Annotated in this window: 18 protein-coding genes; 14 read left to right on the forward strand and 4 right to left on the reverse strand. The window is 52.0% G+C overall.

The genetic code is table 11. From position 1 onward, the window contains the following. Positions 1-74: 74 nt before the first annotated feature. The 10 genes from BP71_RS02710 (at position 75) to BP71_RS02755 (ending at position 13,525) form a co-directional block, all read left to right on the forward strand. Positions 75-3,701, forward strand: a complete 3,627-nt coding sequence (locus BP71_RS02710) for a SusC/RagA family TonB-linked outer membrane protein (RefSeq protein WP_496376338.1) — start codon at positions 75-77, stop codon at positions 3,699-3,701. A 12-nt stretch (positions 3,702-3,713) separates the two neighbouring features. Further along, positions 3,714-5,387, forward strand: coding sequence for a SusD/RagB family nutrient-binding outer membrane lipoprotein (locus tag BP71_RS02715; protein ID WP_496376340.1), 1,674 nt, complete (start codon positions 3,714-3,716; stop codon positions 5,385-5,387). Between the two features lie 26 nt (positions 5,388-5,413). After that, the gene (locus tag BP71_RS02720; protein WP_496376342.1) at positions 5,414-6,724 is read left to right on the forward strand and encodes a purple acid phosphatase family protein; all 1,311 of its coding nucleotides are present in this window, start codon (positions 5,414-5,416) and stop codon (positions 6,722-6,724) included. 24 nt (positions 6,725-6,748) lie between these two features. Further along, positions 6,749-7,666, forward strand: coding sequence for a glycoside hydrolase family protein (locus tag BP71_RS02725; protein WP_496376344.1), 918 nt, complete (start codon positions 6,749-6,751; stop codon positions 7,664-7,666). A 175-nt stretch (positions 7,667-7,841) separates the two neighbouring features. Next, a complete protein-coding gene (locus tag BP71_RS02730; RefSeq protein ID WP_496376346.1) occupies positions 7,842-8,504 on the forward strand; it encodes a hypothetical protein in 663 nt (220 codons plus the stop codon). Between the two features lie 13 nt (positions 8,505-8,517). Beyond that, on the forward strand, positions 8,518-9,192 hold the full coding sequence (locus BP71_RS02735; RefSeq protein ID WP_496376348.1) for a hypothetical protein: 675 nt from the start codon (positions 8,518-8,520) through the stop codon (positions 9,190-9,192). A 54-nt stretch (positions 9,193-9,246) separates the two neighbouring features. After that, positions 9,247-10,170, forward strand: coding sequence for a hypothetical protein (locus BP71_RS02740; RefSeq protein ID WP_496376350.1), 924 nt, complete (start codon positions 9,247-9,249; stop codon positions 10,168-10,170). Positions 10,171-10,219: 49 nt separating this feature from the next. After that, complete coding sequence (locus BP71_RS02745) at positions 10,220-10,804, forward strand: RNA polymerase sigma factor (RefSeq protein WP_496376352.1); 585 nt, start codon at positions 10,220-10,222, stop codon at positions 10,802-10,804. Then, the gene (locus BP71_RS02750; RefSeq protein WP_496376354.1) at positions 10,791-12,161 is read left to right on the forward strand and encodes a hypothetical protein; all 1,371 of its coding nucleotides are present in this window, start codon (positions 10,791-10,793) and stop codon (positions 12,159-12,161) included. The genes BP71_RS02745 and BP71_RS02750 overlap by 14 nt, the downstream gene beginning before the upstream one ends. A 143-nt stretch (positions 12,162-12,304) precedes the next feature. Next, a complete protein-coding gene (locus tag BP71_RS02755; RefSeq protein ID WP_496376356.1) occupies positions 12,305-13,525 on the forward strand; it encodes a Gfo/Idh/MocA family protein in 1,221 nt (406 codons plus the stop codon). Here BP71_RS02755 and BP71_RS02760 read toward each other — a convergent pair. After that, a complete protein-coding gene (locus tag BP71_RS02760; protein WP_496376358.1) occupies positions 13,495-13,665 on the reverse strand; it encodes a hypothetical protein in 171 nt (56 codons plus the stop codon). The genes BP71_RS02755 and BP71_RS02760 overlap by 31 nt on opposite strands. Here BP71_RS02760 and BP71_RS02765 point away from each other — a divergent pair. The 3 genes from BP71_RS02765 (at position 13,664) to BP71_RS02775 (ending at position 19,799) form a co-directional block, all read left to right on the forward strand. Continuing rightward, positions 13,664-14,644 carry an FAD:protein FMN transferase gene (locus BP71_RS02765; protein WP_496376360.1) on the forward strand — a complete coding sequence of 327 codons (981 nt, stop codon included), beginning with the start codon at positions 13,664-13,666 and terminating at the stop codon, positions 14,642-14,644. The two genes, BP71_RS02760 and BP71_RS02765, sit on opposite strands and share 2 nt — an antisense overlap. Before the next feature lie 263 nt (positions 14,645-14,907). Beyond that, positions 14,908-18,021 (forward strand): SusC/RagA family TonB-linked outer membrane protein, encoded by a 3,114-nt coding sequence (locus BP71_RS02770; RefSeq protein ID WP_496376362.1) that lies wholly within the window; start codon positions 14,908-14,910, stop codon positions 18,019-18,021. 20 nt (positions 18,022-18,041) lie between these two features. Next, positions 18,042-19,799: a RagB/SusD family nutrient uptake outer membrane protein gene (locus BP71_RS02775; RefSeq protein WP_496376364.1), complete on the forward strand. Its 1,758-nt coding sequence runs from the start codon at positions 18,042-18,044 to the stop codon at positions 19,797-19,799. Positions 19,800-19,884: 85 nt separating this feature from the next. Here the strand turns inward: BP71_RS02775 and BP71_RS02780 are convergent, their stop codons facing one another. Further along, positions 19,885-20,574: a hypothetical protein gene (locus BP71_RS02780; RefSeq protein WP_496376366.1), complete on the reverse strand. Its 690-nt coding sequence runs from the start codon at positions 20,572-20,574 to the stop codon at positions 19,885-19,887. 228 nt (positions 20,575-20,802) lie between these two features. On the opposite strand from BP71_RS02780, the gene BP71_RS02785 reads away from it, so the two are divergent. Then, positions 20,803-22,509 carry a hypothetical protein gene (locus tag BP71_RS02785; RefSeq protein WP_496376368.1) on the forward strand — a complete coding sequence of 569 codons (1,707 nt, stop codon included), beginning with the start codon at positions 20,803-20,805 and terminating at the stop codon, positions 22,507-22,509. A 28-nt stretch (positions 22,510-22,537) separates the two neighbouring features. On the opposite strand, the gene BP71_RS02790 is transcribed toward BP71_RS02785, so the two are convergent. Both BP71_RS02790 and BP71_RS02795 read right to left on the reverse strand, forming a co-directional pair. Further along, on the reverse strand, positions 22,538-23,872 hold the full coding sequence (locus tag BP71_RS02790) for a TolC family protein (protein WP_496376370.1): 1,335 nt from the start codon (positions 23,870-23,872) through the stop codon (positions 22,538-22,540). Next, entirely contained in the window at positions 23,862-26,966 is a 3,105-nt protein-coding gene (locus BP71_RS02795; RefSeq protein WP_496376372.1) for an efflux RND transporter permease subunit, read from the reverse strand. Before BP71_RS02795 ends, BP71_RS02790 begins: the two co-directional genes overlap by 11 nt. Positions 26,967-26,974: the final 8 nt, after the last annotated feature.

A 26,974-nucleotide genomic window follows, 5' to 3' on the forward strand; every position in this document is an offset into this window, starting at 1 on the left:
GTGTACATCCAATTCCTTTTGGGTGCAAGGAGTGTTATTGTCTCTTTTCAAAAACAAGAACCGGTTTAAACGTAATGAAAAAAAAGCTATTTAACTATCAAATACTCCACGAACTGATGCGCTTTTCCCTGATGCAGCTCTGTATTGCAGTGAGTATAGCAACCGTTTCGATAGCGGGTAAGGCGGGCGCGCAGGACCTGCTGAGCCGCCGTATCAGCCTTAACGTTCAGAATCAGAGCGTCGTGCAGATACTGACTTCCATCGAGAAGCAGGCACAGGTGCGCTTTACCTACCGCCCGGAGCTGATCACCGAAACCAGGAAGTACTCGTTTGAAGTGAATGATGAGAAACTGGCGAAGGTACTGACGGAAATCCTGGACCCGATGCGGCTGAAATACAAGGTAATGGGCAAACAGATCGTCCTGACGCCGGTGAAAGGCGGAGGGACATCATCTCTGGACGGTGAAATTACCCCCGGGCTTCGCTCAGCCCCTGCGCGGACGGTTACCGGCAAGGTTACTTCCGCCAAAGACGGCGCGCCGCTACCGGGTGTCAACGTTCTCGTGAAGGGAACCCAGACAGGCACTTCCACGGATGTGGCGGGTAATTTTTCCATTGAAATAACCGACCAAGGCGCGGAGCTGATCTTTTCCTACATCGGTTTCAACAGTCAGAGCGTGGAAGTAGGCAGCCAGAGCGTGATCAGCGTCAGTTTGCAGGAGAGTGTGGAGACGTTGAAGGAGGCGGTGGTAACCGCGATGGGCATTACCCGCGACAAGCGCTCGCTCGGCTATTCCGTCGGTAATGTGCAAGGCGAGGCATTAACGCAGACACCTCAGAACAATGTGTTGAACGCACTGTCGGGCAAGGTGGCCGGGGTACAGATCTCGCAGATGGACGGTACAGCCGGGTCGACGGTGAACGTCGTGATCCGGGGAGCGAATTCGCTCAACAGCGATAACCAGCCGCTTTTTGTAATCGATGGCGTGCCGGTGGCCAACAAACTGGACAACGGCTTTGCGGGCGCGGATATGGGCAATGCCATTTCAGACATCAACCCGAACGACATCGCCAATATTTCGGTCCTGAAAGGTCCCAGCGCGGCGGCCTTGTATGGCTCGCGTGCAGGCAACGGGGTTATTTTGATCACAACTAAGTCGGGCCGGGGTGCGAAGAAAGGCCTGGGCGTCTCTTTCAATACGGCGATGGTATTGGAAGTTCCGCTGAAATACGTGCCGGTGCAAAACAAATTCGGGTCTGGAAAAACCGGCGCGCACATTCTCGAAGAGCAGGAGAACGAAAGCTGGGGGCCTCGCCTGGATGCGGGGGAGCAATGGGTGCAATGGAACAGCAACGGGCAGAAAGTGCCGCTGGTTTCCTATCCCAATCGTTTCAAGGACTTTTTCCGGACCGGTACCACGAATACCAATAATGTCTCTGTTAACGGAAACTACGACAAGGGGAACTTCCGCCTTTCGGTGGGTAATATGAAAAACAAGGGGGTCGTGCCGAACACCGACCTTTCGAGGCTCACTTTGGCATTGAACACGACCTACAATCTGACCGACAAGCTGCGTGCGCAGGCCAATTTCAACATATCCGAATCGGGTTCAGACAACCGTCCGCTCATCGACGCCAGCCGTAATTCGCCGGTGCGGAGCATTTACGAAATGGGAGCGCAGGTGAACATCCTGGATCTCGAAGATTACTGGGTACCGGGGCAGGAGGGAATCCAGCAGCGTGTGTACAAGTCGAAGCAGAATAACCCCTATTTCATTGCCTATGAAAACCCCACGGGCTTCAAACGCAACCGGACGGTGAGCAAATTGCAGCTCGACTACGACATTACCAGCGAGTTTTCGCTCATGGGGCGCTTCTCGCGTGACGCGTACGAGGAAAAGCTCGAAGCCAAAAAAGCATATAGCAATTTCGAAGCCACCAAGGGCGGGTATGAGGTGGAAATGAACGACCGGAAGGAAACCAACCTCGATTTTATTGCCAGCTGGAAGAAGAATTTCACTGAAATATGGAGCCTGAATGTGCTCGCAGGGGCGAACCGGTTGGAACAGCGCTCCAACTTCATCAATAATGCCACCACGGAGCTCGTAACACCAGGGTTATACACCATTGCGAATGGCGCGCCGGGGACCATCATATACAATAGTGAATGGACACGCAAATTGCTTTACGGGGTTTACAGTTCTGCGTCCATCGGCTTTCGGAACGTCGCTTTTCTGGATCTGACCGCGCGCAATGACTGGTCGAGCACATTGCCCAAAAACAACCGTTCGTACTTCTACCCTTCGGCTTCGCTGAGCGTCATTCTCTCGGATGTGTTCACATTACCATCGTGGATCTCCCTGGCGAAATTCCGTGCCGGGTCCGCCCAGGTGGGTAATGATGTGGGTCCTTACAGCCTTAGGCAAACTTACCTGGCAGATACCGACTGGGGCCCGTCGAAGCGGATGTATCAGAACGATATCCTTAAAAACAATAACCTGAAACCCGAAATATCCAGCGCGAACGAGATCGGGCTTGACTTGAAATTCCTCAAAAACAGGCTGGGTGTGGAGGGGACATATTATATGCGGAATAACAAAAACCAGGTGCTGACGATCGGGATACCTATTGAGTCCGGTTCGAGCAGCAAGCTGATTAATGCGGGACTCGTGCAGAGCCGGGGTTTTGAACTCGGGATCCACGCGACGCCGGTGGAAAGCGGCAATTTTACCTGGGACATCAATCTCTCGTTCACGCGCAACCGCACGCGCATCAAGCGTCTGGCCGAGGGTATTACCTACTTCTCGTTCAACTCGTACAGCGGCGCGGAAGTGCGTACGTACGTGGGCGGGGACGTGGGGGACATTTACCAGCAACCTATGCTGAAAGTGACGGATCAGAACTCGCCGTATTATGGTTACCCGGTACTTACCAGCGGTGGTTTGTACCAGACCGATACGGATATCAACCATATTCAGAAAATCGGGAACTACAATCATGACTTCCTGATGGGGATCCAGCAGACGTTCCGTTATAAAAATTTCAGCCTGTTTGCCAATATAGACTGGCGTCAGGGCGGGTCGTTCTATTCTAACACCATGATGTTCCTGGGTAACAACGGCCAGTTGGAAGAGTCGCTTACCGGCGTACCGTACGACAGGAACGTTCCGATCGACCAGCAGATCAAAGCCAATCCGGAGGCATTCCTGGGCAAATGGGTGGGTGGCCGCAATGCCGAATATGGCGGTTTCGATGCCTGGACGGGCACCAAAAAGGATACCCGTGTGCAGGATGCCAGCTTCAATGTGGGTGTAAGGTCGTCCAAAGATGCGGAAGGTAACACCACTTACGTCGAGAACATGGGTGGGGCCGGTACCGTCTGGCTCGATCCATTCAGTGCCTATCGGTATTCTACACGGCCATTCCCGAGCGAAAACATGTACAGCGCCACGTATGTAAAATTGCGCGAGATCGCCATTACCTATCATTTGCCTAAAAGCCTGGCCGAAAAGCTCAGATTACAGAATGCATCGGTTTCCGTTGTAGGTAACAACCTGTACGAATGGACCGCCGCCGGAGTGGGGATCGACCCGGAGCGGGCTTTCCGCCAGAGTGGTTCGGCGTGGATGCAGGGTGTGGAGTATTATAATGTAATGCCCTGGACGGGTTCTGTGGGATTGAAGCTGAATGTGGATTTTTAAACGATTGTCATGATGAAAATTTCTAGAATCAAATATATGCTGACAGCCGTTTTCGCGCTGTTGTTATCGAGCTGTGAAGATCTGAGTAAAGTGAATGAGAATCCGAATAGCCCGGAGGAGGTTTCACCCAGCTACATTCTGAGCTACGTGCTGACACACTCGTCGAGGGCCTACTATTCGCTGGGCGCAGAAGGTTCCGACCTCTCCGGTGCCATGCAGTATATTCAGATGGGAACGAATGAAGGTGCTACGAAAATAAACCAGTACGGCTGGTCGGCTTCGAGCTGGTCGGAATATTATAACATTCTGAAAAACAACGACCTGATGTACCAGTATGCGGTGCGGGACAACAATCGTTTCTTTCAGGCGATAGCCCTTACGATGAAATCGTTCGTATTTGGATTAATGACGGACCTATTTGGCGACATTCCCTATTCGGAAGCGCTTAAAGCGGCCAGCGAACAGTACTATCCGCAATACGACAACCAGATCGACGTGTACAAAGGCATTCTCACCGACCTGAAACAAGCATCGGCCCTGCTCGGCAGCCTCGGTACTACCGACGTGGTAAGTGCAGGATCGGACGTTTTGTATGGCGGGAAGGCGGCCAGCTGGCGGAAGTTCGCGAATGCATTGCGGATGCGCTATGCCATGCGGCTGTCGGCCCGGAAGGCGGAACTGGCTGCCGCGGGGATAGACATTACCGCGGAGTTTAAAGATGCAGCCGGAACGACTTTCACCGCCAATGCGGATGACGCTTCTTTGGCATTCCTGGGTACGAACCGGGATAATTCAGCAGCGGGCGGGCTTTTGAATGCGAGTAACCCGTTGTATTACATCAAGCCGTCGAAACCTTTTATTGAGAAACTCTCGGCAATAGGCGACCCGCGCCGCGACCGGTGGTTTCAGCCGGTACTGAACAAATGGGACGTGAATGTGACGACTGCGGTGGATAAGACGGTAACGAATGCATTCGGCGAACCCTACACCGTGAAATACATGCCCGCCAAGCCGGCGCAGAATGTGGACACATCCTTGTACGTCGGCCTGCCGGTTGGATTGGCGGTGGTGGATGCCGCTTCCTACAACAAGGGCAGCGACGGAACCGCTTATAACCCGGAACGGAGCCCTTACATTTCGTTCCTGCATAACCGCTACCGGGCCAACAGCGAGGCCTATATTAAAATGAACCTGATCACTTATGCCGAGGTGGAGTTTATGCTTGCGGAAGCTGCGTTGGAAGGCTGGGGCGTATCCGGAACGGCGGAAGACCATTACAAAAGCGCTATCAAAGCCTCCATGGACAAATACGGCGCCCAAATGGCCACCGGTTTTAGTTTTGACAAATATTATACGCAAACCGGCGTCAGTCTGGCCGCAGCTGTCAATAAGCTGGAAAGAATTTCGGAACAGAAATGGATTGCTGGCTGGCTGAGCATCGAACCGTGGTTCAATTGGCGGAGAACGGGATATCCCGCCCTGAAAACCGGCCCGGCAGCCCAGTTTGGGGCGGCAATCCCGGTGCGGTTCGTGTATCCGATCGCCAATGCGGACGTCAAGTACCTGGTCAATTACAATGCAGCGGTGGAAAAGCTCGAAACGACGAGCTTCGTACCCACGGGGCAGAGCAAGGACCATCAATATTCAAAAATGTGGCTGCTGAAAGGAACGTCGGCGCCCTGGTAAAATGCGGCTCAGGCCGGTTTAATAGTATGTATTTTAAAAAATCAATTTCAAAATTCCTCATCTCGGGTGCTCTGGCGGCGGGAGCGTTAAGCGCGGTTTTGGCACAAAACGCAGATTTGTATGCACCTTCCTCCATGCCGGATCGCATTGTACTCAATGTCACCGCAGACCCGTCTGCCTCTATGGCCGTCAACTGGCGAACCTCGGAAGCCGTACCGGAGGGCTTCGCCGAAATCGCTGTCGCAGAAGCCGATCCCCGCTTCGTTGAAAAGGCAAAGCGGGTGAAAGCCACAACCGAGCGGCTGGCCTGGGAAGGTACACCGACAGCCAACTATCATTCCGTCATTTTCGAAAACCTGCAACCCGGTACCAAATACGCGTACCGGGTCGGCGGGGAGCAGGGATGGAGCGAATGGATCCATTTCATGACGGCCGGTGCCCGCAACCAGAAGCTTTCATTTATCTACTACGGCGATGTGCAGGTGAATATCTCTTCGTTGTGGTCGCGCGTGGCGCGTGAGGCCTACGCCAAGGCGCCGGACGCGCGTCTGGCCATTTACGCGGGTGACCTCATCAACAAGGCGAACCGCGATGTCGAATGGGGCGACTGGTTCCGGGGAGGCGGCTTCATCCACGCCATGATCCCCGCATTCCCGACGCCGGGTAATCACGACCATTTCGACACGCCGGAAGGGATTAACACCACTTCGGTGTTTTGGCGACCTCAGTTTACATTGCCCGAGAACGGCCCGAAAGGGTTGGAAGAAACCTGCTACTATGCAGATGTTCAGGGGGTAAGGTTCATTTCGTTAAACTCAGACCAGGTGGATGTTTCGGAGAAATGGACGGAGATTCAGAAAGTCTGGCTGGAAGGGATTCTGAAAAACAATCCGAACCGCTGGACGGTCATTACTTTTCATCACCCGATTTTTTCACCCAAAACTACCCGCGACAACAAGCGCATGCGTGAAACCTTCAAGCCATTGTTCGATCAGTACCGGGTGGATCTGGTGTTGCAGGGGCACGATCATACGTATGCGAGGGGCATGGCACGCATCCCGATGGCTGAAAAAGGGAAGCAGTCGGGTACGATGTACGTCGTGTCCGTGAGCGGGCCCAAAATGACTGACTCGAATGTCGAACGTGCGGCGTGGATGGACCGGTCGGCTATTTACACCCAGCTTTTTCACGTAGTAAATGTATCGGCCGATAAGCTTTCCTTTGATACCTATACCGCGACCGGCGAGCTCTATGATGCTTTTGACCTGTTGAAACAAAAAGGGAAGATCAATCGCATAGTGGACCGCATTCCTGTGGGCGTAGCCGAAAAAAGATAAATTTAATCCAGACACAAACTCCTGATGAAGCGCATTTCCTTTTTTGCATTGCTCGGTGTGTTATCGGCATCCGTTTTACTTGCGTTGCGACCGCCTGTTGAGGAGGAGTTTCCGGCCGAGATCGTGAAGTTCAGGGCAGGCGCCGGCAATCCGTTGTTCAAAGGAACCGGCGACGTGAAAACCTGGGACGAAAAGATCCGCGAGCGTGGTTATATCCTGCATGAAGGCGGAAAGTACTATATGTGGTACACCGGGTACACCAAAGCAACAGGCGAGGATATGAAGTACCTCGGCCTTGCTACCTCTGATGACGGACTGAAATGGGCCCGATATGCCAACAATCCGATCCACACCACATTATGGGTGGAAGACATGTGCGTGCTGAAAGATGGTAATACCTATTACATGTTTGCCGAAAGCAAGGATGATATCGCGCATTTGCTCACGTCGACGGACCGCATTCACTGGAAAGACCAGGGGGCCATTGACATCCGGATGAAAAACGGGCAGCCGATCAGCAAAGGCGCGTACGGAACACCGGCAGTCTGGAAAGAAAAGGGTATCTGGTATCTTTTCTATGAACGCAACGACGCCGCCGTATGGCTGGCGACGAGCAAGGACCTGAAAATATGGACACACGTACAGGACGAGCCCGTGCTGAATGCAGGTCCTGAGCAATACGACGCGTTCGCGGTGGCGATGAACAAGATCATTCAGTACAAAGGGCTTTACTACGGCTACTACCATGCCTCCGCATTCAAGGATTGGCGGGAATGGTCGATGAACGTGGCGGTGTCGAAGGACCTGATCCATTGGAAAAAGTACGAAGGCAACCCGATCATCGGCAACGATGCGTCCAGCGGCTTCCCGGTTTTTGACGGAAAGCAGTATCGTTTTTATACGATGCACCCTGATGTGCGGGTGTATTTTCCGGAAAAATAAGGGTAAACCATTGGTTTTTTTCAAAGCATTGCAACCTGATAAACAAAGGTTTGCAGTGCTTTTTTTGTTTTGAAATGAAAAAATACCATTCAAATCGCCACGCTCCCGACGGACGCGAGTGTCTTTGTATCTGGAACCGCAAAACGCTTAACCGTTCACCTGCCTGACACCTTTTATGAAGAAGCTTTTATCAATCGGCTGTTTACTAATGCTCATCGTGTGGCATTTTGGTTGTTCCAAACAGGAGGTGCCAAAACAGGATCCCAAACCTGTGCCTGTAAAGCTCAACAGGGATTCAGTGGAGTACGCGCTTTACAAGCCACTGTATGTAGCAGAGGCTTATCGGTTTATCGGTAAAGATTCCGTGGATTTGTTCAAACTGGATACACTTTACAATTTTTACAGAAGAGCAATTTATCTGCAATTCCACATGGATACCGGTTACATCAATTTTTGGAGTGGTAATCCCGTTCCCAACACGTCGATGCCTGGAAATTCCCTTACGTTCAGCGTCAGGATCCGCGTCCAGCTGCCCACGGGCCTGCGCGCATATTGGGACGAGGAAAAAGGTACTGTCAGGGTAGAGAGCGAGAGAGCCGAGCGCACATTTCCAATGATCGTCCTCGGGAAAAAAGGCTATCTCGAAACATCTTCCTTGGTGAACTATCTGCATTGGGAGCAAGCCGCGGCGGCGAAAGTGAAACCCCGGATGGTATTTATATACGAAAATGAAGATCCAAGGCTGGGCAAGGTAACTTATAAGCTTATTCTTAAGCCCATGTATGAGTACTACCGCGAACCGCTTCAACAAGCGTATGCAAGCTTTGTTGTATTCTGAACTTACTTATACCATGAAAAAGCTGATTCTATTGACCTTTTTGGTGACCGCGGGGCTGGCACAATTTAGCTGCTCAAATGATGGAAAAGACCAGCCCGATCCCAAACCGGAACCTGTCCGGCTTGATCGTGATACGGTTTCCATGTGGCTTGGCAGGCGGTCGTTCTATGTAACGGATTCATGGCGTTTCGTGGGGAAGGATTCGGTCGATATGTTTAAGGAAGATACTTTACTGCGGGCCTACACGAATGCGGCCTACCTGAATTTTTTCGTCGAAAAGGGAAAGGGGCAGCTGATGTTTCATGGTGGACATCCTATTCCCAACACGGAAATGCCGGGTAATGCGCTTACTTTTAGTCTGAATATCCGGATCTATCTCCCGACGCAAATGAGCTTACAATGGGATGATGAAAAAGGGACGCTGGGTGTTGAAACCATAGGGACGACCAGTTACCTGCCTATGATTGTGCCAGGCAAGAAAGGATATCTGGACCCGTCCAGTTTCAATGTTCGCATGTCGCTCGAAGAAGCGAAAAAGGCAACCGTCAAGCCGAGTATGCGGTTTATCTTCGAAGATGATGATCCCAGGCTGGGCAAGGTTACTTACAAGGTTACGCTGAAACCGATGTACGAATATTACCGGGCACCCATGCAGCAAAGCAATGCGAAGTTTGTGGTGTTTCCTTAAAATGAATTGTTTGATTACGAAGTACTAGTCTCTTTTTTGGGTAAATTTCTGAATATGAAGCCCCTCGCTCTTATAACCGCTCTTGCACTGGCTATTTGCAGTTGTAATAACCTTAATGATCTTCGGCCGACTGACCCGGGCAAGGAGATTCCTGAGGCGGCCGTGAAGGTGGTCAAAGACAAATTCCCGAAAGCGGAAGAGCTCGTTTTCAAGCCGATCCTTCAAGACAAAATATGGGAAGTGAAGTTGAAATCGGAGTCCGATCGCTATTCCTCTCTGGTGGATTATGGCAAAATGTGGGAGACTTTCAAAGTGTCGGTGGATGGCGTGCCGGCCGTGTTGCAGGAATCGTTGCAAAAAACAGCGTTCGGTAATGGTACGTTGTCGGCGTATACGACCGCTTTTTTCGCCGCGTCTGCCAAAAATAAACTGATGTACCATTTTAACGGCGAAAATTACTCGTTCGAATGGGCCGGGGTGAATCCGTCAAGCAACAGTTGGGCTTCATTCGACCCGGCATTGTATCGGATCACCACTTACGAAAGAGCTGACCTCCCCGCATTTGTATCGGACACCATCAGGGGCATACCCAATATGAACTTCGTCACAGCGCAGACCTGGGTCAGGCTGGATTACTCCAAGCTCTACTATGTCATCGGTTCGAATAACACTCAATCAGAACGGGTATCGATGCTGTTTGATGAAAAAGGGAAGTTGCGATGGAGCAGCACCGCCTTCACTGAACCCGGTGTTACCGGCGTACCATCAAACCTGGAAACAGTTCCCGCCCCAATCCAGCAATATGTAGCGAGCCTTCCGGAACTTGCCGGATTTGCATACGAAAGAAAACTGGTAAGCAATTACCGCGGGCTCACCAGTTATTACATCACCTTAACAGCCAATACCGGGCGGTGCGAGTTGTACTTCGATCAGGATTTCAATGTGTTGAACAAAAAATATGCTGTAATATTATACTAAAAAATAGTAATTAATTAAGTTTAGTCAAGTTCCTGAGCCAACGTTCCTAATGAAATTCTTTCTCTCAAAAAAATACGACAGCGTAGCCAGCCTCGTGAAAGCCTGCCAGAAACAGGAGCCGAGGGCGCAGACTGTATTTTATGAGCGATACAAAGCCAGGATGACGGGTATCTGTCGTCGTTACGCGCGGACAGTGGCGGAGGCCGACGATATTTTCCAGGACGCATTTGTGAAGATATTCAACAATATCGGCGACCTGAAAGACCCGGATGCGGTGGATAGCTGGGTAAAAGTGACGGTGATCCGGACAGCGATCAATTACTATAACCGCACCACGCGGCAGGAGGAGCTGCACAGTACGATCGACGGGATGGAATGGCAGATCGAATCGGACGACTACATCCGGATGATCGATCAGATGAATATGAGGGACCTTGTCGAAGTCATCAACGAGCTTCCTGATAAATACAGAACGGTGATCAACCTGCATTTGATTGACGGCTATACACACACCGATATCGGTGAAATGCTGGGTATTTCGGACGCGACTGCACGGTCGCAGTTTATGAGAGGACGTAACCTGCTGATGAAAAAACTGGAACTAAAAGGAATAGTACATCATGAAAACTGCTGAGGACAAATTTAACGAAGCCCTGCGCGACGTCCTCAAACGAAAGTTTGATGACTATGAAGAGCAGCCCAATCCGGGTGCTTACGCACGCATACGTGCGCGTTTGAAACCGTCACGGGGCTGGAAATACTGGTGGCTGACAGGTCCGCTGTTGCTGATCACCCTGTCGGGATTGTTGATGAACTGGTACCTGAACGAAAGTAATGCGCCATTCAGCGTATCAAACGATAAAAAAGCCCCTGTAACGTCGCCCGTGAACGAGGCCCCCGAACGCGTGACTGCCCATGAGCGTGCAGCAGCTATGGAATCGGACCGCGGCATCGCATCCGTGGAAACGCATTCCGAGGCGGCATCGCGGATCAACGCCGCATCACGGCACAAGGCGCCCGGGCGCAAAGAACTTCCGGTGCCGGTCACAGATAAAAAAGTAAACGTTTTTGGTAAAAGACCTGATCGGAAGCCGGCAACGGGTAGCATAACAGGGGTTGACAGGAAGGTCGAAGGCGCTGCGATTAGCCAAAGCCGCATTAGCAGCGCCAGGCGCTACGACCGTGCCGAAGGCCCGCAGCAGGGCATTTTGGACTATGATATAATGAGCGCTGCACTGCCGGAGACCATTCCTGAGGCTGTGGATTCTGCCGAGAACGCGTTTCTACTGAACGAACTCGCAGGAATGCCGTTAACGGAGGCACCCATACCGCTTCACCTGCGTAATGTGGTGTCCCCCACGTATAAGCCTGCGAAAGCGATCGTGACCAATCCGGCCAGAATTGCCTGGCTTTTCAATGTATCGGCATTGCATTCGTACCAGATCCTGACGGTGCCGTCCTCGGCGGCGAAGGATTTTCAGAATTTCAGCTTTCCGTCATTGTTTACAGCCCGGTCCATGGGCTATAAATTCAGCGGCGGGGCAGAGCGAAAGGGGATTCAGGTGCAGCTGCATTACAGTCATTTCAGGCAAACGTATTCGTACGAAATCGCCAATAACAATTACCTCGTCAAACCCGACGAAAAGGGTGAGTACCACACGGTACGCCAGGGCGACAGAATGGAGGAGGACAGGAGATTTTCCATGCTCGGCATTGGTATCGCAAGGCAATTACGCTGGGGCCATTCACCGGTCAGCCGGTTCTACGCGGCTTTCGGTCTGGAATATTCACATGCTTTGAACACCAGGCAGAGCCTGGGGTGGGTGAGCCTGGGATTAGGAAAACAATTTGCCGTCAGTCGGAACACGGCATTCAGCATCGGCCCTTATGCAGAATTTAGTCCGGTTAAGGTCAAAGGTTTCGCAAACCCGTTCTACTATCAGCCGTACCGTGTGGGGATCTCTGCCGGGCTTCGTTTTGTAAAGCCCTGATCCGCTCCGGCTTGGTCCCGGCAACGCCTTGCCGGGACCTTTTTTATTTCTAAAAAAATCCCGGGAAGCAATTCATGATCTGAACAAAAAATAACTACATTTACGGGCACGTGCCCGTAACGTTTCTAAACCTATTCTGACCCATGATCCAATCATCTACTTCACGAAGAGATTTTATTGCCACCGGTCTTGCCGCTATGGCGGGCGCCGGGCTCACCAGTGCCCTTTCACCAGCCTGGGGAAAGCCCGTCCGGCCTGCCGACAAAATCAGGCTGGGCATGATCGGTACGGGTTCCAGGGGAGCCGGCCTGGCGACGCTGATCAAAGAAATGCCTGACTTCGAGTTGGTTGCCTGCTGTGACATTATCCCTGAAAATTTACAAAAAGGGCTCAGCCTTGCCGCCAAAAGCGCAAAGGGTTACACCGATTACCGCAAGCTCCTGGACGACAAGGGCATCGACGCGGTCGTAATTGCAACACCGCTTTACCTGCATTATCCAATGGCAGTAGCCGCACTGCAGGCCGGGAAGCATATATACCTGGAAAAATCGATGACTTACGACATACCGCAGGCCATCGACCTGGTCAAAAAGGTGAAGACTTCGGGCCTCGTTTTCCAGATCGGGTACCAGTACCGCTATTACGGGCTTTACCATCGGGTGAAGGAAATCATCAGGGAGAACTGGTTGGGCAGGATCACGCATTTCGAATGCCAGTACAACCGCAATTCCAACTGGCGATTTCCCGTAAAAGATCCAAAAATGGAGCGGGCGGTCAACTGGCGGATGTACCGCGAGTACTGCGGAGGGCCGCTTTCGGAACTTTGCGCGCATGAGATCGACGTGGTGAACTACCTCGTGGACAGTCATCCGGTGAAGGTGGTGGGCCTGGGAGGGATCAATTACTGGAAAGATGGGAGGGATACCTATGACAATATTCGCACCGTTTACGATTATCCCAACGGCATTAAGGCCAGTGTCACTTCTGTTTTGTCCAATGCTTATAATGGATACAGTATCAGGATATTAGGTGATAAAGCTACCGCCGAGATCCTGCGGGACAAGGCACTCATTTATCCGGAAACGACCAATCATGCCAAAGGCGTTGTTGACGGTGTCACCGGTGCCACCATAGCCGTCACCACCCAAGGCACGGGTGTGGAACTGAAATTCGGGAAGCCCGGAGAAGAACAGCTTGAACCGACGGTTTTCGCATTGAAGGATTTTGCCGAATGCGTAAGAACAAAAAAGCAACCGATGTCAAACGTCGAAACGGGCCGGGACGGCTCGATCGCGATACACATGGGCAATGCGGCTGCTGACACGGAGTCGGTTCAATACTGGAAGCCGGAATATTCAGCCTGATAGCGAATGGGCGACATCACCACATCGGACAAAACGTGGAAGGGCCGACGCAAGGGGCTTTCACGGAAGCCGAAGCCATTGTTGGTGTTATCACCGAAGCCGTTGTTGGTGTTATCACCAACAACATCGGCCCTGGCCATGCTACTTCTATTTTTCTGCATCGCATCCCGCCCGCATTCCGGCACGTTCCGGATCACCGGTCAGGCACAGGGTACCACATACGGCATTACCTATTTTGCCGAAAAAGCATGTGTCAGGCAGGAGGAAATCGACAGCATATTTAAAACCCTCGACACCTCCCTTTCCATTTACAAACCAGGCTCGCTGATCAACCGGTTCAACGAATCGGAACATGGGGTTATCATGGATACCCATTTCGAGCGGGTCATCCGGAAATCTCTGGACGTTTTTAGGATCACCGGTGGTGCATTCGATGTCACAGTGTACCCGCTTGTGCGGATGTGGGGCTTTGGAACGAAGGAAATCAATGCACTACCCGACAGCACGGCCGTCCGATCGGCATTGGCCTGTGTAGGGTCCGGGAAGCTGGCTTTCAAAAACGGCAAGCTGGTTAAAAAGCTGCCTTGCGTAAAAATCGATGTCAACGGCATCGCCCAGGGTTATTCAGTGGACGTGGTGGCTGGTTTTCTGGAATCGCGGGGTACCGTCAATTACATTGTGGAAGTCGGCGGTGAAATCCGTGTCAGGGGTAAAAAATATCCTGAAAACGAGGCCATGACAATCGGGATCGAAACACCGTCGGCCAACGAATTTGAGCAGGCAGGCATTCGCGAGATCATCAGGATAGGCGAGGGCGCCGTTACCACCTCGGGCAGTTACAGAAAGTTCCGGGAGGCCGGCGGCAAACGCCTGTCACACATTATCGACGCCTCGACGGGCTATCCTTCCCAAAGCGAAATTATCAGCGCGACGGTCGTCGCGCCGGATGCCATTACCGCCGACGGCTTCGACAATGCATTGCTCGCAGCGGGCCTTACGCGCGCATTCGCGATTCTGCGTGAAGCGCCGCGTGTGGAGGCATATCTGATTTACAAAAAGCCGGATGGAACCGTGGCCGACACGATGTCCGCGGGCTTCCGGCAATACCTCGTTCGGTAGCGTATCATAAAACATCCATTTCCCTCCTCATAATCAGCATAATCGGTTTTCGAGAACGTTATCGGTACTATTTTTGCCGATTTGCGTGGATGCCGATCGATTTACTTGTAACATTGCTATAAGCCGAAATTAAATACTGCCTGATGCTGAAAATGCATTAGAAATGACTTCGTAAGCTGCATTGCGAAGCTGGATGTATTGTGCCTGAGATTTTAACCGGTGACTTCTGATAACCCATTTTTCAAATCCTAAACACAATTTCTATGCATGTAAGACTACCGATCCCGAAATGGGCCCGTATCCTCGTTTTTGTTGTATGGCTGAGCCCGCTGGCCGTGCTTGGACAAAATCTGAAAGACGTGACGGGCGTAATTACCGACAGTTTGAATAACCAGGGACTTCCCGGCGTGACCGTCGTCGTGAAAGGAACCCAGCGGGGTACCACCACCGATGCAGAAGGCCGTTACAGCGTACAGGCCGCGACCACCGACGTGCTTTCATTCAGCTATGTGGGTTATGTGATGAAGGAGGTGCAGGTAGGCAACCAGTCTGTCATCACGGTCAGCCTGAAACCCAGTACCAATGCGCTCGACGAACTGGTAGTGGTAGGTTATGGCACGATGAAGAAAAGCGATCTGACCGGCGCCGTAATCCGGATCGATTCCAAAACATTCAAAAACCAGCCGATGACCCAGCTTACGGATATGCTCACGGGGACGGTGGCGGGTTTCAATGCGAACCAGGCGACCACGGCCGCGGGAGGAAGTTCGCTGCAAATCAGGGGGCCGAAGTCGCTTACCGCCAATTCCAGTCCGATGGTCGTCATGGACGGGGTGATTTTCAATGGCAGTATCGCAGACATCAACCCGGCGGACATTGAAACCATGGACATTCTGAAAGATGCCAGCTCGGCGGCGGTTTTCGGTGCAAGGGCAGCAGGCGGCGTCATCTTGATCACTACCAAAAAGGGAACCACGGGCAAGCCGGTCATCCAGGTGTCTGCGAACGTGGGTACGGCCCAAACCGCGAACGACTTCCGGCCTTTCGATGCGCAGGGGTATCTTTCGTTCCGTCGCGACCTGCTTCGGGCCACCAATCCCGATCGTCCTGGTTTTTATTATGACAACCCGGGTACGCTACCGGCAGGTGTTTCGCTGGAACAATGGCGGAACGCGAGCAATAACCCGCAGGCGGATAATACCCAGGAGTGGCTCAGCCGTCTGCGCTTTTTCCCGGTCGAGACGGAGAATTACCTGGCGGGGAAGACGGTAGATTGGTACAAGGAAGTGATCCGTACCGGCCTACGCCAGAACTACGACGTCAGCATAGGAGGCGGCTCCCAGAACGTGACTTATTACTGGTCTTTGGGCTACCAGAACAACGAGGGAATATTACGGGGCGACAAATTTTCGACCATTCGTTCCCGTCTCAATGTAGATTTCAAGGTCACCGACTGGCTGAATGTGGGTGTCAACAGCCAGTTTGCCGACCGGGACGAGAGTACCGTGCCTGCCAACCTCGGGCAGATGTTCATCATGAGCCCTTACGGATCGATGTTCGATGCCAATGGCGACGTCTCGTGGTATCCGAATAGTTTCGCGGTGGCCAATCCGCTGATCAACTACTACGGGCAGGAAAGGTTAAAAAAAGTGAATACCCTGTTTGCATCGCTGTACGGGAAGATTAAGCTGCCTTTTGGTTTGGATTACAAAATATCCTTTCAGCCCCGCTATGAGACATCCAAAGATTACAACTTCTGGTCTTCCAAAACGCTGGACGGTGGCTCCACGCGTTCGGGAGGATACGGAACCCGCGCCGATGCTTCAACCTACGAATACATCCTCGATAACCTGCTGCATTGGAACAAGCAGTTTGGTGTTCACCAGTTCGATGTCACATTACTTTACAGTGCCGAGCGGAACCGTGGCTGGTACTCCAAAATCGCCAACCAGACCTTTGTGCCGAATGAGAACCTGGGTTTTCACGGATTGCAATATGGCACCAGCCCGGCCCTGGAAACGAACGATACCCAGATCACCGGGGACGCAGCGATGGCGCGGATCAACTACACCTTGCTGGACAAATACCTGATCACCGCGTCCGTGCGTCGCGATGGCTTTTCGGCATTTGGTACCAAGCAGCCGAGAGCCGTTTTTCCGGCAGCCGCGTTGGCGTGGAAGATATCCGAAGAGAAGTTTTTTAACATCGGATTTGTCAGCCAGGCGAAGCTGAGACTGTCCTGGGGTGTGAATGGTAACCGGGATATCGGTGCCTATTCTGCCTTGGCGCAGCTGCTGTCGGCCATGTATTATGACGGTACCAATGTGCAGGTAGGCGTTTACAACACCTCGCTGGCGAACCCGAATCTGGTTTGGGAAAAAACAAAATCGATCAACATGGGGCTGGACGCCAGTTTATTGAAAAACAGGATCGACATGAGCGTGGAATATTATGACATGACCACCACCGACCTGCTCATGAAACGCCTGCTGCCCGAAATCACCGGTTTCAAGGACATTACAACCAACCTGGGCTTGCTGGGGAACAGGGGTTTCGAAATGACAATCAACACCATCAATACCGAGAAGGCCAATTTCTCGTGGCGCAGCGGACTGGTTTTTTCGTTCAACCGCAACAAGATCAAGCGTTTGTTCGGCGATTACAAGGAAGAAACTGTCAATGGTAAAACGGTACGGAGTGAACTTCCCGACTATTCCAATGAATGGTTTCCCGGCCAGGCGATCGATCGGGTATGGAATTACAACGTGACGGGTATCTGGCAAACGGCCGAAAAGGATGCTGCGGCCGTGTACAAATTGCAGCCCGGCGATTTCAAAGCGACGGACGTCGATGGCAATGGCAAGTACGAGGCCTTGATGGACAAGCAGTTTATCGGTTACCGTCAGCCGCGGTTCCGGATCGGTTTGCGGAATGAATTTACTTTCTGGAAAAATTTTACAGCCAGCATTTTTCTGCGGAGCGAGCTCGGGCACATTGCGCCGTTTGCCGAAGGGTTGCGTATGGGAGGATCCGATACTTACGACCGGCGGAATACCAATGATTTTCCCTACTGGACACCTGAGAACCAGATCAACGACTACGCGAGGCTTAATACAAACACCAATGTGTTCGGCGGCGGGATCAAGGTTTACAAGAAGCTTTCGTTCCTGCGCGTGCAGGACGTTAATGTGGGCTATTCTTTGCCAACGGAACTTGCTAAAAAGCTGAAAGTGAACAATGTCCGTATTTTCGCATCCGCCCGCAATCTGCTGACCTTCACCAAATGGCCGGGATGGGATCCTGAAGCGTGGGATCCAGACGGTTTCAATATACCGATGCCGAAGAATTTTACGGTTGGACTTAATCTCTCATTGTAACCAGCATTAACCCAGACATTATGAAAATCCGTATCCAGACATACCTGATCCTTTTTGTTTTGCTGCTCGGACAGTCTTCCTGCGATAAAGACTGGCTGAAACCGGAGCCTTTGTCGTTTTTCAGTCCCGAAAATGTGTTCGTTGACAAAGCGGGCATGGAGGCATTACTAATTACCATGCGCAAGGACCTCAAAAACGAGTGCACCGGCACCATGCCGAACCTGACAATGGAGTTTGCCGCTTCCGATCTCGCGTCGCCCTGGTCTCAGCTTGATTTCTATAACCTCACGCCCAACACTGATCAATACTACCGGTTTTTGAAGATGTTTACCGAGATCTATTCCTCCATCAAAAATTGTAATGTTCTGATTAGCCGCATTGACGAGATCAAATGGCAATCGGACCAGGACCGGAACGCCATTCTGGCCGAAGCGCTCTGGCACCGGGCTTACTGGTATTACCGGCTTGTTAACTCCTACGGCGATGTGCCGTTCCTGGGTGGGGAAATCCAGGAAGCAAAACTCGATTTTCAGACGCACAGCCGGTGGACGATTCTTTCCAAGATCCAATCCGATTTGGAGTATGCCGCCGAATGGCTTCCTGTAACGGCCAAGCCCGGCGTGATCACAAAAGGGGCCGCCAATCACCTGCTGACGAAAGTTTATCTGGCCAACCTGGAATACGATAAGGCCATTGAAATCGCGAACAAGGTCATTAACGGTCCTTATGCATTGATGACCCAGCGTTTTGGCGTCGATGCGGCAAAGGGCAGTCGGAACCTGATCTGGGACCTGCACAGGGCCAAGAATTTCAGCATTGCGCAAAACACCGAAACCATCCTGGCAGCGATCGACCGCTACGAAGCCCCACCGGCCGCCCGTTCGGTTGGTTTGTACACAATGCGGCTCTACAATTGCCAGTGGTTCCAGCCGCAGGTGCTTGACAGCCAGGGCAAGCCCGGCATGGTGGCCAGCGGACCGATGTACGATTCACTGGGCCGCGGGAATGCCAATATCAGGCTTACGGGTCATTATCAGTATAATATCTGGTCGTACAAAGGCGATAACTGGCGTACGACACCCGATTTGCGGCGGGCTGATATCAACTGGGTGGACATTCACGAGCTGAAATACAACAATCCGGCGTCTGTGGATTTTGGAAAACCTATCAATACCAAATTCCTCGCCGCGCAGGTGGATACCTTCAAGCATGTGTATGCGATGCCGCATTACATCATGTTTAACCCGCAGGACGATGCCAAGGCGACACCCATGGGAGGGAACGGGGACTGGTATATTTTCAGGTTGGCCGAAACTTACCTGCTAAGGGCCGAGGCATATTATTGGAAGAACCAGTTTGCATTGGCTGCCGACGATATCAACAAGGTAAGACAGCGGGCCAAAGCGCTGCCGATCTCTGCGGGAGAAGTAACGATCGATTTCATCCTGCACGAGCGTGCACGGGAGCTTTTTGCCGAGGAACCTCGCCATTCGGAACTGGTACGCATTTCCTACATCATGGCCAAAGCGGGTTTGAATGGGTATAGCCTGAATAATTTCAGTGAAAAGAACTTCTATTTCGACCGCGTGATGCGTTACAACAATACCTATGAAAAGAAAATACAATTGTTGGGCAACACGGCGAACATGGCGCCTTTTCACGCATTATGGCCTATTCCTTCACTCGTCATTACGGCGAACACCAAAGGGGTGATCAATCAGAATGCAGGGTATGACGGTGCGGATAGGAATGTACCGCCGCTTACAAGTATTGAATGACCCTCCGTGGAACGGCCCCGTGGAACTGCCGCAGTGGAACTGAAACTAGTAATGTTTCACTGCGGCTCATTCAGTTATTCGTCATTCAAAAAAGGATCGGGTGTTTTGAGACGTAGACGGTGCCGTTGGGATCGTTGCAGTATTTGAAATCCTCTCCTTCGCCGCAAATCGGGGCAGAACCGGTCACGTATAGCCGTGATTGGGGATCGAAATAGACATTGATAAGCTGATGATGAGCGGGCAGGGAAATCCTTCGGCCGCTTTCCGATTTGATACCAACCGTCTGGATATAGCTTCCGGTTTGTATGATATCGATACCAAATACAATGCCGTTTCCGGAGTAGGCATAGTTGATAGGCACTTTCCAGGCATCCATGGCGGCCCTTCTACGCACCTGCCGCCAGGTGAGGCCATGATCGGCGCTGTACCAGGAAGGTTGGCCTGCGAATGAATTACCAAGGACGGTGCTACTGCCGTATTGGCTCTCCAAAACAAAAAGCGTGTCTTGCTGTTCCATAAAACCGAAAAGACCTACCTGCGCATTGTAATTGGTCGTCGTCCAGTTTTTACCCTTGTCGGTGGTAAGGTAAATTTTAAAGCCGGTCGTGATCACGAGGGTATCGTCGATATTGCCGTGAACAGCCTTGATATCGCGGTTATCCGGAGCCCTCAGGACATACCAGTCTGGGTTTTCCGGATCAGGGGCCGGACTGTCTTCTTTTTTACAAGAAATAAGAAATATAAATGCTGCGAGGATGAGTAATGCATGCTTCATGGCCGGTAAAACAGTTTTGTACTAGTGTAGGTGATCGGTTACAAGTTAGCCATTAATCGCTTTTGTTTCGGAGGTGGTTGTGAAAAAATGTAACGGCTGCCGGTCAGAATATCTTCTCAGAATCTTATGCAGTAACCATCCATGCAACATCTGGCGGGGAGAGTTGTCTTTGTAACCGTTATCTGAAATCGAAAAGAATTTTCTGAAATCAAAACGTGCGGCCTTCATATGCTCAAACCCTTTACAGTATTTTCGCGTCTTTTTCTTCTCGGGCTGATCCTGAATACTCAGTTAGTTCACAATGGCTTAGCACAGTCAAGTAGTCCCGAACTCGACAGCATGGGATTTAATATGGGTAAAGAAAACTGGAAGGCAGCTATGCATTGGGCGCTGAAAGCGGGTGAAGCCAACCCTAAGGAAAAAAGCTGGCGATACCTGAATGCCGCCGACTTCGCCAGCCGGGACAGGAATAGGGAGTTAGCCCTTCATTACGCCGGGCTGGTGGTGAATTCCGAGATTGCCACCAAGGCGGGTTTTGGCAAAAGTTTTGACTGGTTGCGGGACGATCTGCAATGGCAGGCACTTATGAGCCAGGTGAGTGCCCTCAGAGAGCAGGAGCGGCAGGAAAAGATCAAGGCGAGTTTGCCCTTTCGCAGCTATCAGCAGGAGCTTGGTTTACAAGCCAACCGGCACGTTGATTCTCTATCTCAGATCAAGTCGGCGGCTGCGCTGTACAAAGCCATCCAGGAAGGCCGTCCGAAACATCATTACACCCGGAATGGAAGGTATGTATATGCGTGGGCGAAATTGGCGGACAGCCTTGAATTTTCTTACCTGATCCAGCTGCCACTGAATTTCGATCCGGGTCGCCCGCATCCCCTGTTGGTAGTGCTTCACGGTGCCGTAGGGCGGCAGTCGCGCATCCCGGATGTGTCGGATAGTACTACGGCTTTTGTTCCCTTTGGCAGGATGTTTATGCAAAAGGCAAGTGAATCAGGCTTTATCGCCGTTTTCCCGAATAGCAGCGCGCGTTACAACTGGATGATGCCCGACGATGGCTTTGAGCTGGTGCCGGAGCTGGTCCGGCAGGTGAAGCATTTGTATGCCATCGACGATAGCCGGGTTTATGTTACCGGCCACTCCAACGGGGCCACCGGCGCATTCTCTTACCTGATGAAACAGCCGGGCTTGTTTGCGGCCTTTTCGGGGTTGAACAACCGTCCGCAGGTGCGTACCGGCGGTACATTTTTCAGGAATGCATTAAACCGTTCTTTTTATAATGTCGCCACCGACTATGACTATTATTTTCCACTGGAAGGGCATAGAGCGGTAACCGGCCTGGCGCAAAAATTGGGGATTGACTGGCGAAACCAGGAAATCAGCGGGCACCGGTCTCACGGATATCTGATCAATACAAAAGATAGTTTAGCGCATCAGGTATACGGACCGCTTTTTGATTATATGTCGGGTCAAACACGTAACCCTTTCAAAAGCAATTTGTATTGGGAATGCGATGATACGAAACACGGCCGCTGTGATTGGCTTGAAATAGCTAAGCTGGACACTGCAAGACGTGCTGCCGTATGGCAAAGCCCTGTTAATGTTGCTGCTACCGGCTGGCGCGATATGATGAACCCCGCAGTTTTGCTGGATAGTACCTCTCAGGCATTTGAATTACCAAGACAATCCGGGGCGGTACAGGCAACGTATGCCCGGAACCGTTTTGACTTGAAAACATCCCGTGTCGGGAAGGTCAGGATCTATTTGTCACCGGAAATGGTTGATTTGAAGCAAAATGTTAAGGTCGCTATCAATGGCCGGACCGTATTTGACGGCCCGGTCGACATGGACCGTTCCTTTATGCTCAATCAATACCGGCGGGAAATGGACCGGCAGGCGGTTTGGGTCAATTCATTGGAATTGACGGTTCCATAATACTTGGTTTCAAAAGACTTAAATCACGCTATTCCGAAGTCAGCCTTTGCAAGTCCGAAACTGAAAGCCGGTAGTTAAGCTGGGCGGCAAGCAAATCGGCCTCGGCCTTTGCGAGCAGCGACCGGGTGTTCAGAATATCCGCTTGCAGGTTCAGGCCGGAGGTTTGCTTGTCGTTCTGCACTTTCAGTTCTTCGGTGCGGTAATGCACCGCCTTCTCGGCAACGGCGATTAATGCTGCGGCCTGGCTTAGTTTGCGGTGTGCTTTGGAGACATCGTTTTTAACCTGGTCCTGCGTATGGGCTACATGCTCACGAGCCTGCTGGCGAAGCAGTTCCCGCTGCCGGATCACCTGCTTGTTGGCGATCAGGTCCTGTATGTTCCATTTGAACTGCGCACCTACGAACGGGTTGTTGGTCGGGTAGAGTAGGTTACCGGTCTGGTAGGAGTAACCTGCCACGAGTCCGATGTCCGGCCGATTGCTTTGTGAAGCGGCTTTGATCGCCTGTTCTGTTTTCAGTACGGTCAGGTTGGCGATCTGGATGTCGGGGTTTCCGGCAGATGCATTGGCCAGATAGGTGTCGAGCGCAGCGGGCGCGGTGGTTAAGGCGGCAATAGGTGATAGGGAAAGGCTATCGGCCTGAATCCCCGTAAGCTGTTTGAGATCGGCGGAATAATCTTCCGTCTGAATGTTTAGCTTCAAAAGGTTTTGTTCTTCGTCGGCGATGTTGGCCTGTAAGCCGGCCTTGTTCACGTCTATCGTTTTGCCAGACAGCAATGCGCTTTCGACGTCATAAAGGCGCATCTGGGCGAACTGTATTTTGGCACGGGCCTCTTCTTTCTGTTTTTCGGCAATCAGCAATCCATAGTATAATTTTTCGATGCCCTGCCGGATTTGCAGCGACGCTTTGAGCTGCTCTTTCCGCGCAAGTTCAGCATCGGTAGTGGCGATGGCGATGCCGGTATTGATCTTTCCCAATTGAGTGATGGGCTGATAAACCGTCACACCGGCATTGAAATTGTGGTGCTTACCCAATGCGAATGTCTTTTCCTCATTAGGTAGTTCAACGGACGTCCCGCCGAGCGGCAACGCGCCAAACGAGCCCTGAGGGATCACCAGCGAACCGAGGTTGGGATTGTATTGATAGGCCGAATTGACGGTTGCGATAGGGTATCTCTTGATTTTATCCTCGGCGATTTTCGCTTCCTTTTCCGTAACCTGAAGTTTTCTCACATTCAGCAGATGATTGTTCTGTAATGCAAGATCTACTGCCTGTTCGAGCGTGAGCGGCTGCGCCTGTTGTGCGTATGCGGGCATCGCGGCGGCGAGCAGGACTAATATGGGGAGCAATGACTTAGTTTTCATGGTGTTCAGCAACAGGTGTTACCATCAGATCTTTTTTATCGTGCGGCTTGATCATCGCAATGTACAGCACCGGGACGGTCAGCAGGGCCATCACCATCGACCAGATCACGCCTACGGCGATCACACTCGCCAGGGGGCTCCACATCGGTGAGCCTGAGAGGATCATCGGCAGCACGCCGATTGCCGCCGCCATGGCCGTCAGGAAAATCGGTCGCAATCGCCGTTTTCCCGATTCGATCGCCGCTGTACGGATATCCATCCCGTGTCCCAATAGCTCGTTGGTATGGTCGACGAGGATAATGGCGTTCCGTACCACGATGCCTGAAAGGCTGATCAATCCCACGAATGCCGTGAAACCGAAGTTGTTGTGGGTAATATAAAGCCCGATCAATGCGCCGAAAAGGCTGAGCGGAATCGTGAGCATCACGAGTGCGGCTTCTTTCAGGCTGCGGAACTGGAACAGCAGGATGAAGAAAATGAGTACCAAACTGATGGCCAGCACCACGATCATCTGGCTGAACGTCTCATTCTTGTTGAATTGCTCACCGCCGTACTCGATCCGGTATCCGGCAGGTAGGGGTATTTCGGCTATTTTGGGGCTTATCTCTTTTACCAGATCGGCAGGAAGCACATCGCCTTCCGTTTCACTGAGGATCGTGAGCGTCCTGACTCCGTTGCGGTGCATGATCTTGCCCGTTTGCCATTGCGGTTTCAGCTCGGCGATCTGGCGCAGGGGAACACTCGCGTCCGTTACGGGCGATGCCAGATAGATGTTTTCAAGATTGTCGGACGACTGCCGGTTGCGCTCGTCGAGCCTGAAAACAATATCGAGCGGGTTGTTGCCTTCATACATCGTCGAAATGGGCGCACCGTTGAAGCCGGTGTACACCATTTGGGAAATGCTGCCGGTCGTGAACCCGAGCCGGTTGGCCTCGTCTTTGAGCTGAATGCTGATCCCGTAGTAATCTTCCCGGAAATCGGGGCGGACCATCGCACTGCCTTCTGCATTTTTAAGAATCTCCTGAACCTGCGTACCGATGGCTTTCAGGCGACTGATATCGTCACCCACGATGCGTACTTCGACGGGCGATTTGTAGGGCGAGCCCTGCTGCATCAGTTTCACCTGCGGTGAGCCTTCGGGGATCAGGGCCGCTACTTTCTTTTCCAGCTCGTGTGCAAATTCTTCAGCAGTCTTGTCGTCCGTCGTATTGATCAGGATCTGGGCATAGTTGGTGACGGGCACTTCCGGTGAAAAGTTGTAGTAAAAACGTGGGGCACTGGTACCGGTAAACGTGGCATAGGAAGTCACCCGCGCGTCGCCTTTGACGAGCTTTTCAGCTTTGAGGATCGCCTGGCTGGTTTTGTCCAGTTTGGTACCGGTGGGCATCCAGAGCTCTACGACAAACTGGTTACGTTCGGCAGCCGGAAAGAACTTCTGTTTAATACCCTGGTACACAAATAGTGAAAGCACGATGGTCAGCAGACTGACGCCTATCGTCACGGCCGAATGCCTGACACACCATTCCAATGCGCTGTTGTAACCATTCTGCATGCGGTCGAGAAGCGATATGCGTTTCTTTTTGTCGGTTTCCCCAGCACTGTGATCGTGAAGGCCTTTTTTGATAAAAGTGTAGCAAAGCAATGGGGTAAGGATCATCGCGACGATGAATGAGGCTGCCAATGCGATGGCTACCGTTACCGGCAATGCATGAATGAATTCGCCGACCGAGCCGGTAAGGATCACCATGGGCATAAAAGAGGCAATAATGGTCACGGTAGCAGCCAGTACCGGCACGACCAGGTCGGTGGCGCTACGCCAGGCCGCGGTCCAACGCTCCACCCCCTCATCGAGCAGCTCCACGTAGTTGTCGGCGATGACAATGGCGTCGTCGACGACCATTCCTAACACGACGATCAATGCGGCCAGGGAAACCTGGTGCAGCTCGATGCCAAATGCATTCAGCAATGCGAACGTTACCGCGATGGTCATGGGAATGGCCATGGCAGCTACGGCGGCAATGCGGATCGGGAGTAGCAGGATCACTACGATGACAACAGAGAAGATGGCCAGGAAGAATTCGCGGATGAAGTGGCTGATGTTTTCGTCCACCAGTTTGGGCTGGTTCACGACGGTTGTCAGCGTCACGTCCGACGGAAGCAGGCGTGCCGTTTCAGCTAGTTTAGCGGTCACTTCTTCTCCGAATTTTACAATGTTGTTTCCCTCCTGCATCTGGATGGCGAGCATCATGGCATTGTTCCCATTCACCGTGGTTTTGCTCGTGGGTTCGGCGTACTGGCGTTTCACTTCGGCAATGTCGCCCAGTCGCACCAGTTCACCCGTTTTGGATGCTCCCACAATCTGGTTGGCAATTTCATTTTCCGTGTTGTAGTACCCCGACGTGTAAAGCGGTGTCTGGCTGGTCGCCGTTTTGATATCGCCGGTCGGGCTGATGACGTTCTGCGATTGCAGCAGCTGCACCACCTGCGAGAGTTTTACGTTGTACTGTGACAATTTTTCCGAACTGGAAGTAACGGTGATCTGCTCTTTCTGTTCGCCGATCCGTTTGATCTTCGACACCGATTTCACGGTGCGCAGGTTATCTTCCAGTTTCTGGGTATAGTCTTTTAGCTGGGCATAAGTGGCTGTATTGCTTTCAATACCGATCACCAGGGCCTCTGTATCACCGAAATCGGAGTTGACGACGGGGCCGCGGACGCCTTTGGGGAAATCTACCGTTTTGGCCACCAGCAGCTGGTGCCGGAGCTTGCTCCAGAACACGTCCGGATTTTTGACATTCTCTCCCAGCTCCACATTCACGACGACCATGCCATCCTGGGTGGTAGAGTAGGTTTTGTCCTTACGGATTTCTTCAAACTGGAAAAGATACTGTTCCAGCTTTTTGGTGACCTGGTCTTCTACCTGGGCGGAGTTGGCCCCTGGGAAATAGGCAATGACCAGGCCTTGTCTGACGGTGATTTTCGGGTCTTCCCGGCGCGGCATATTCAGCAGCGAATAAACGCCTGTCGCAAAGACCAGCAGCAATACCGACAGCGTCACCTGCGGATATTTCAGGGATGATTTGACAAAGTTCATAGCGCGGC

Source organism: Dyadobacter ginsengisoli DSM 21015 (genome assembly GCF_059568735.1).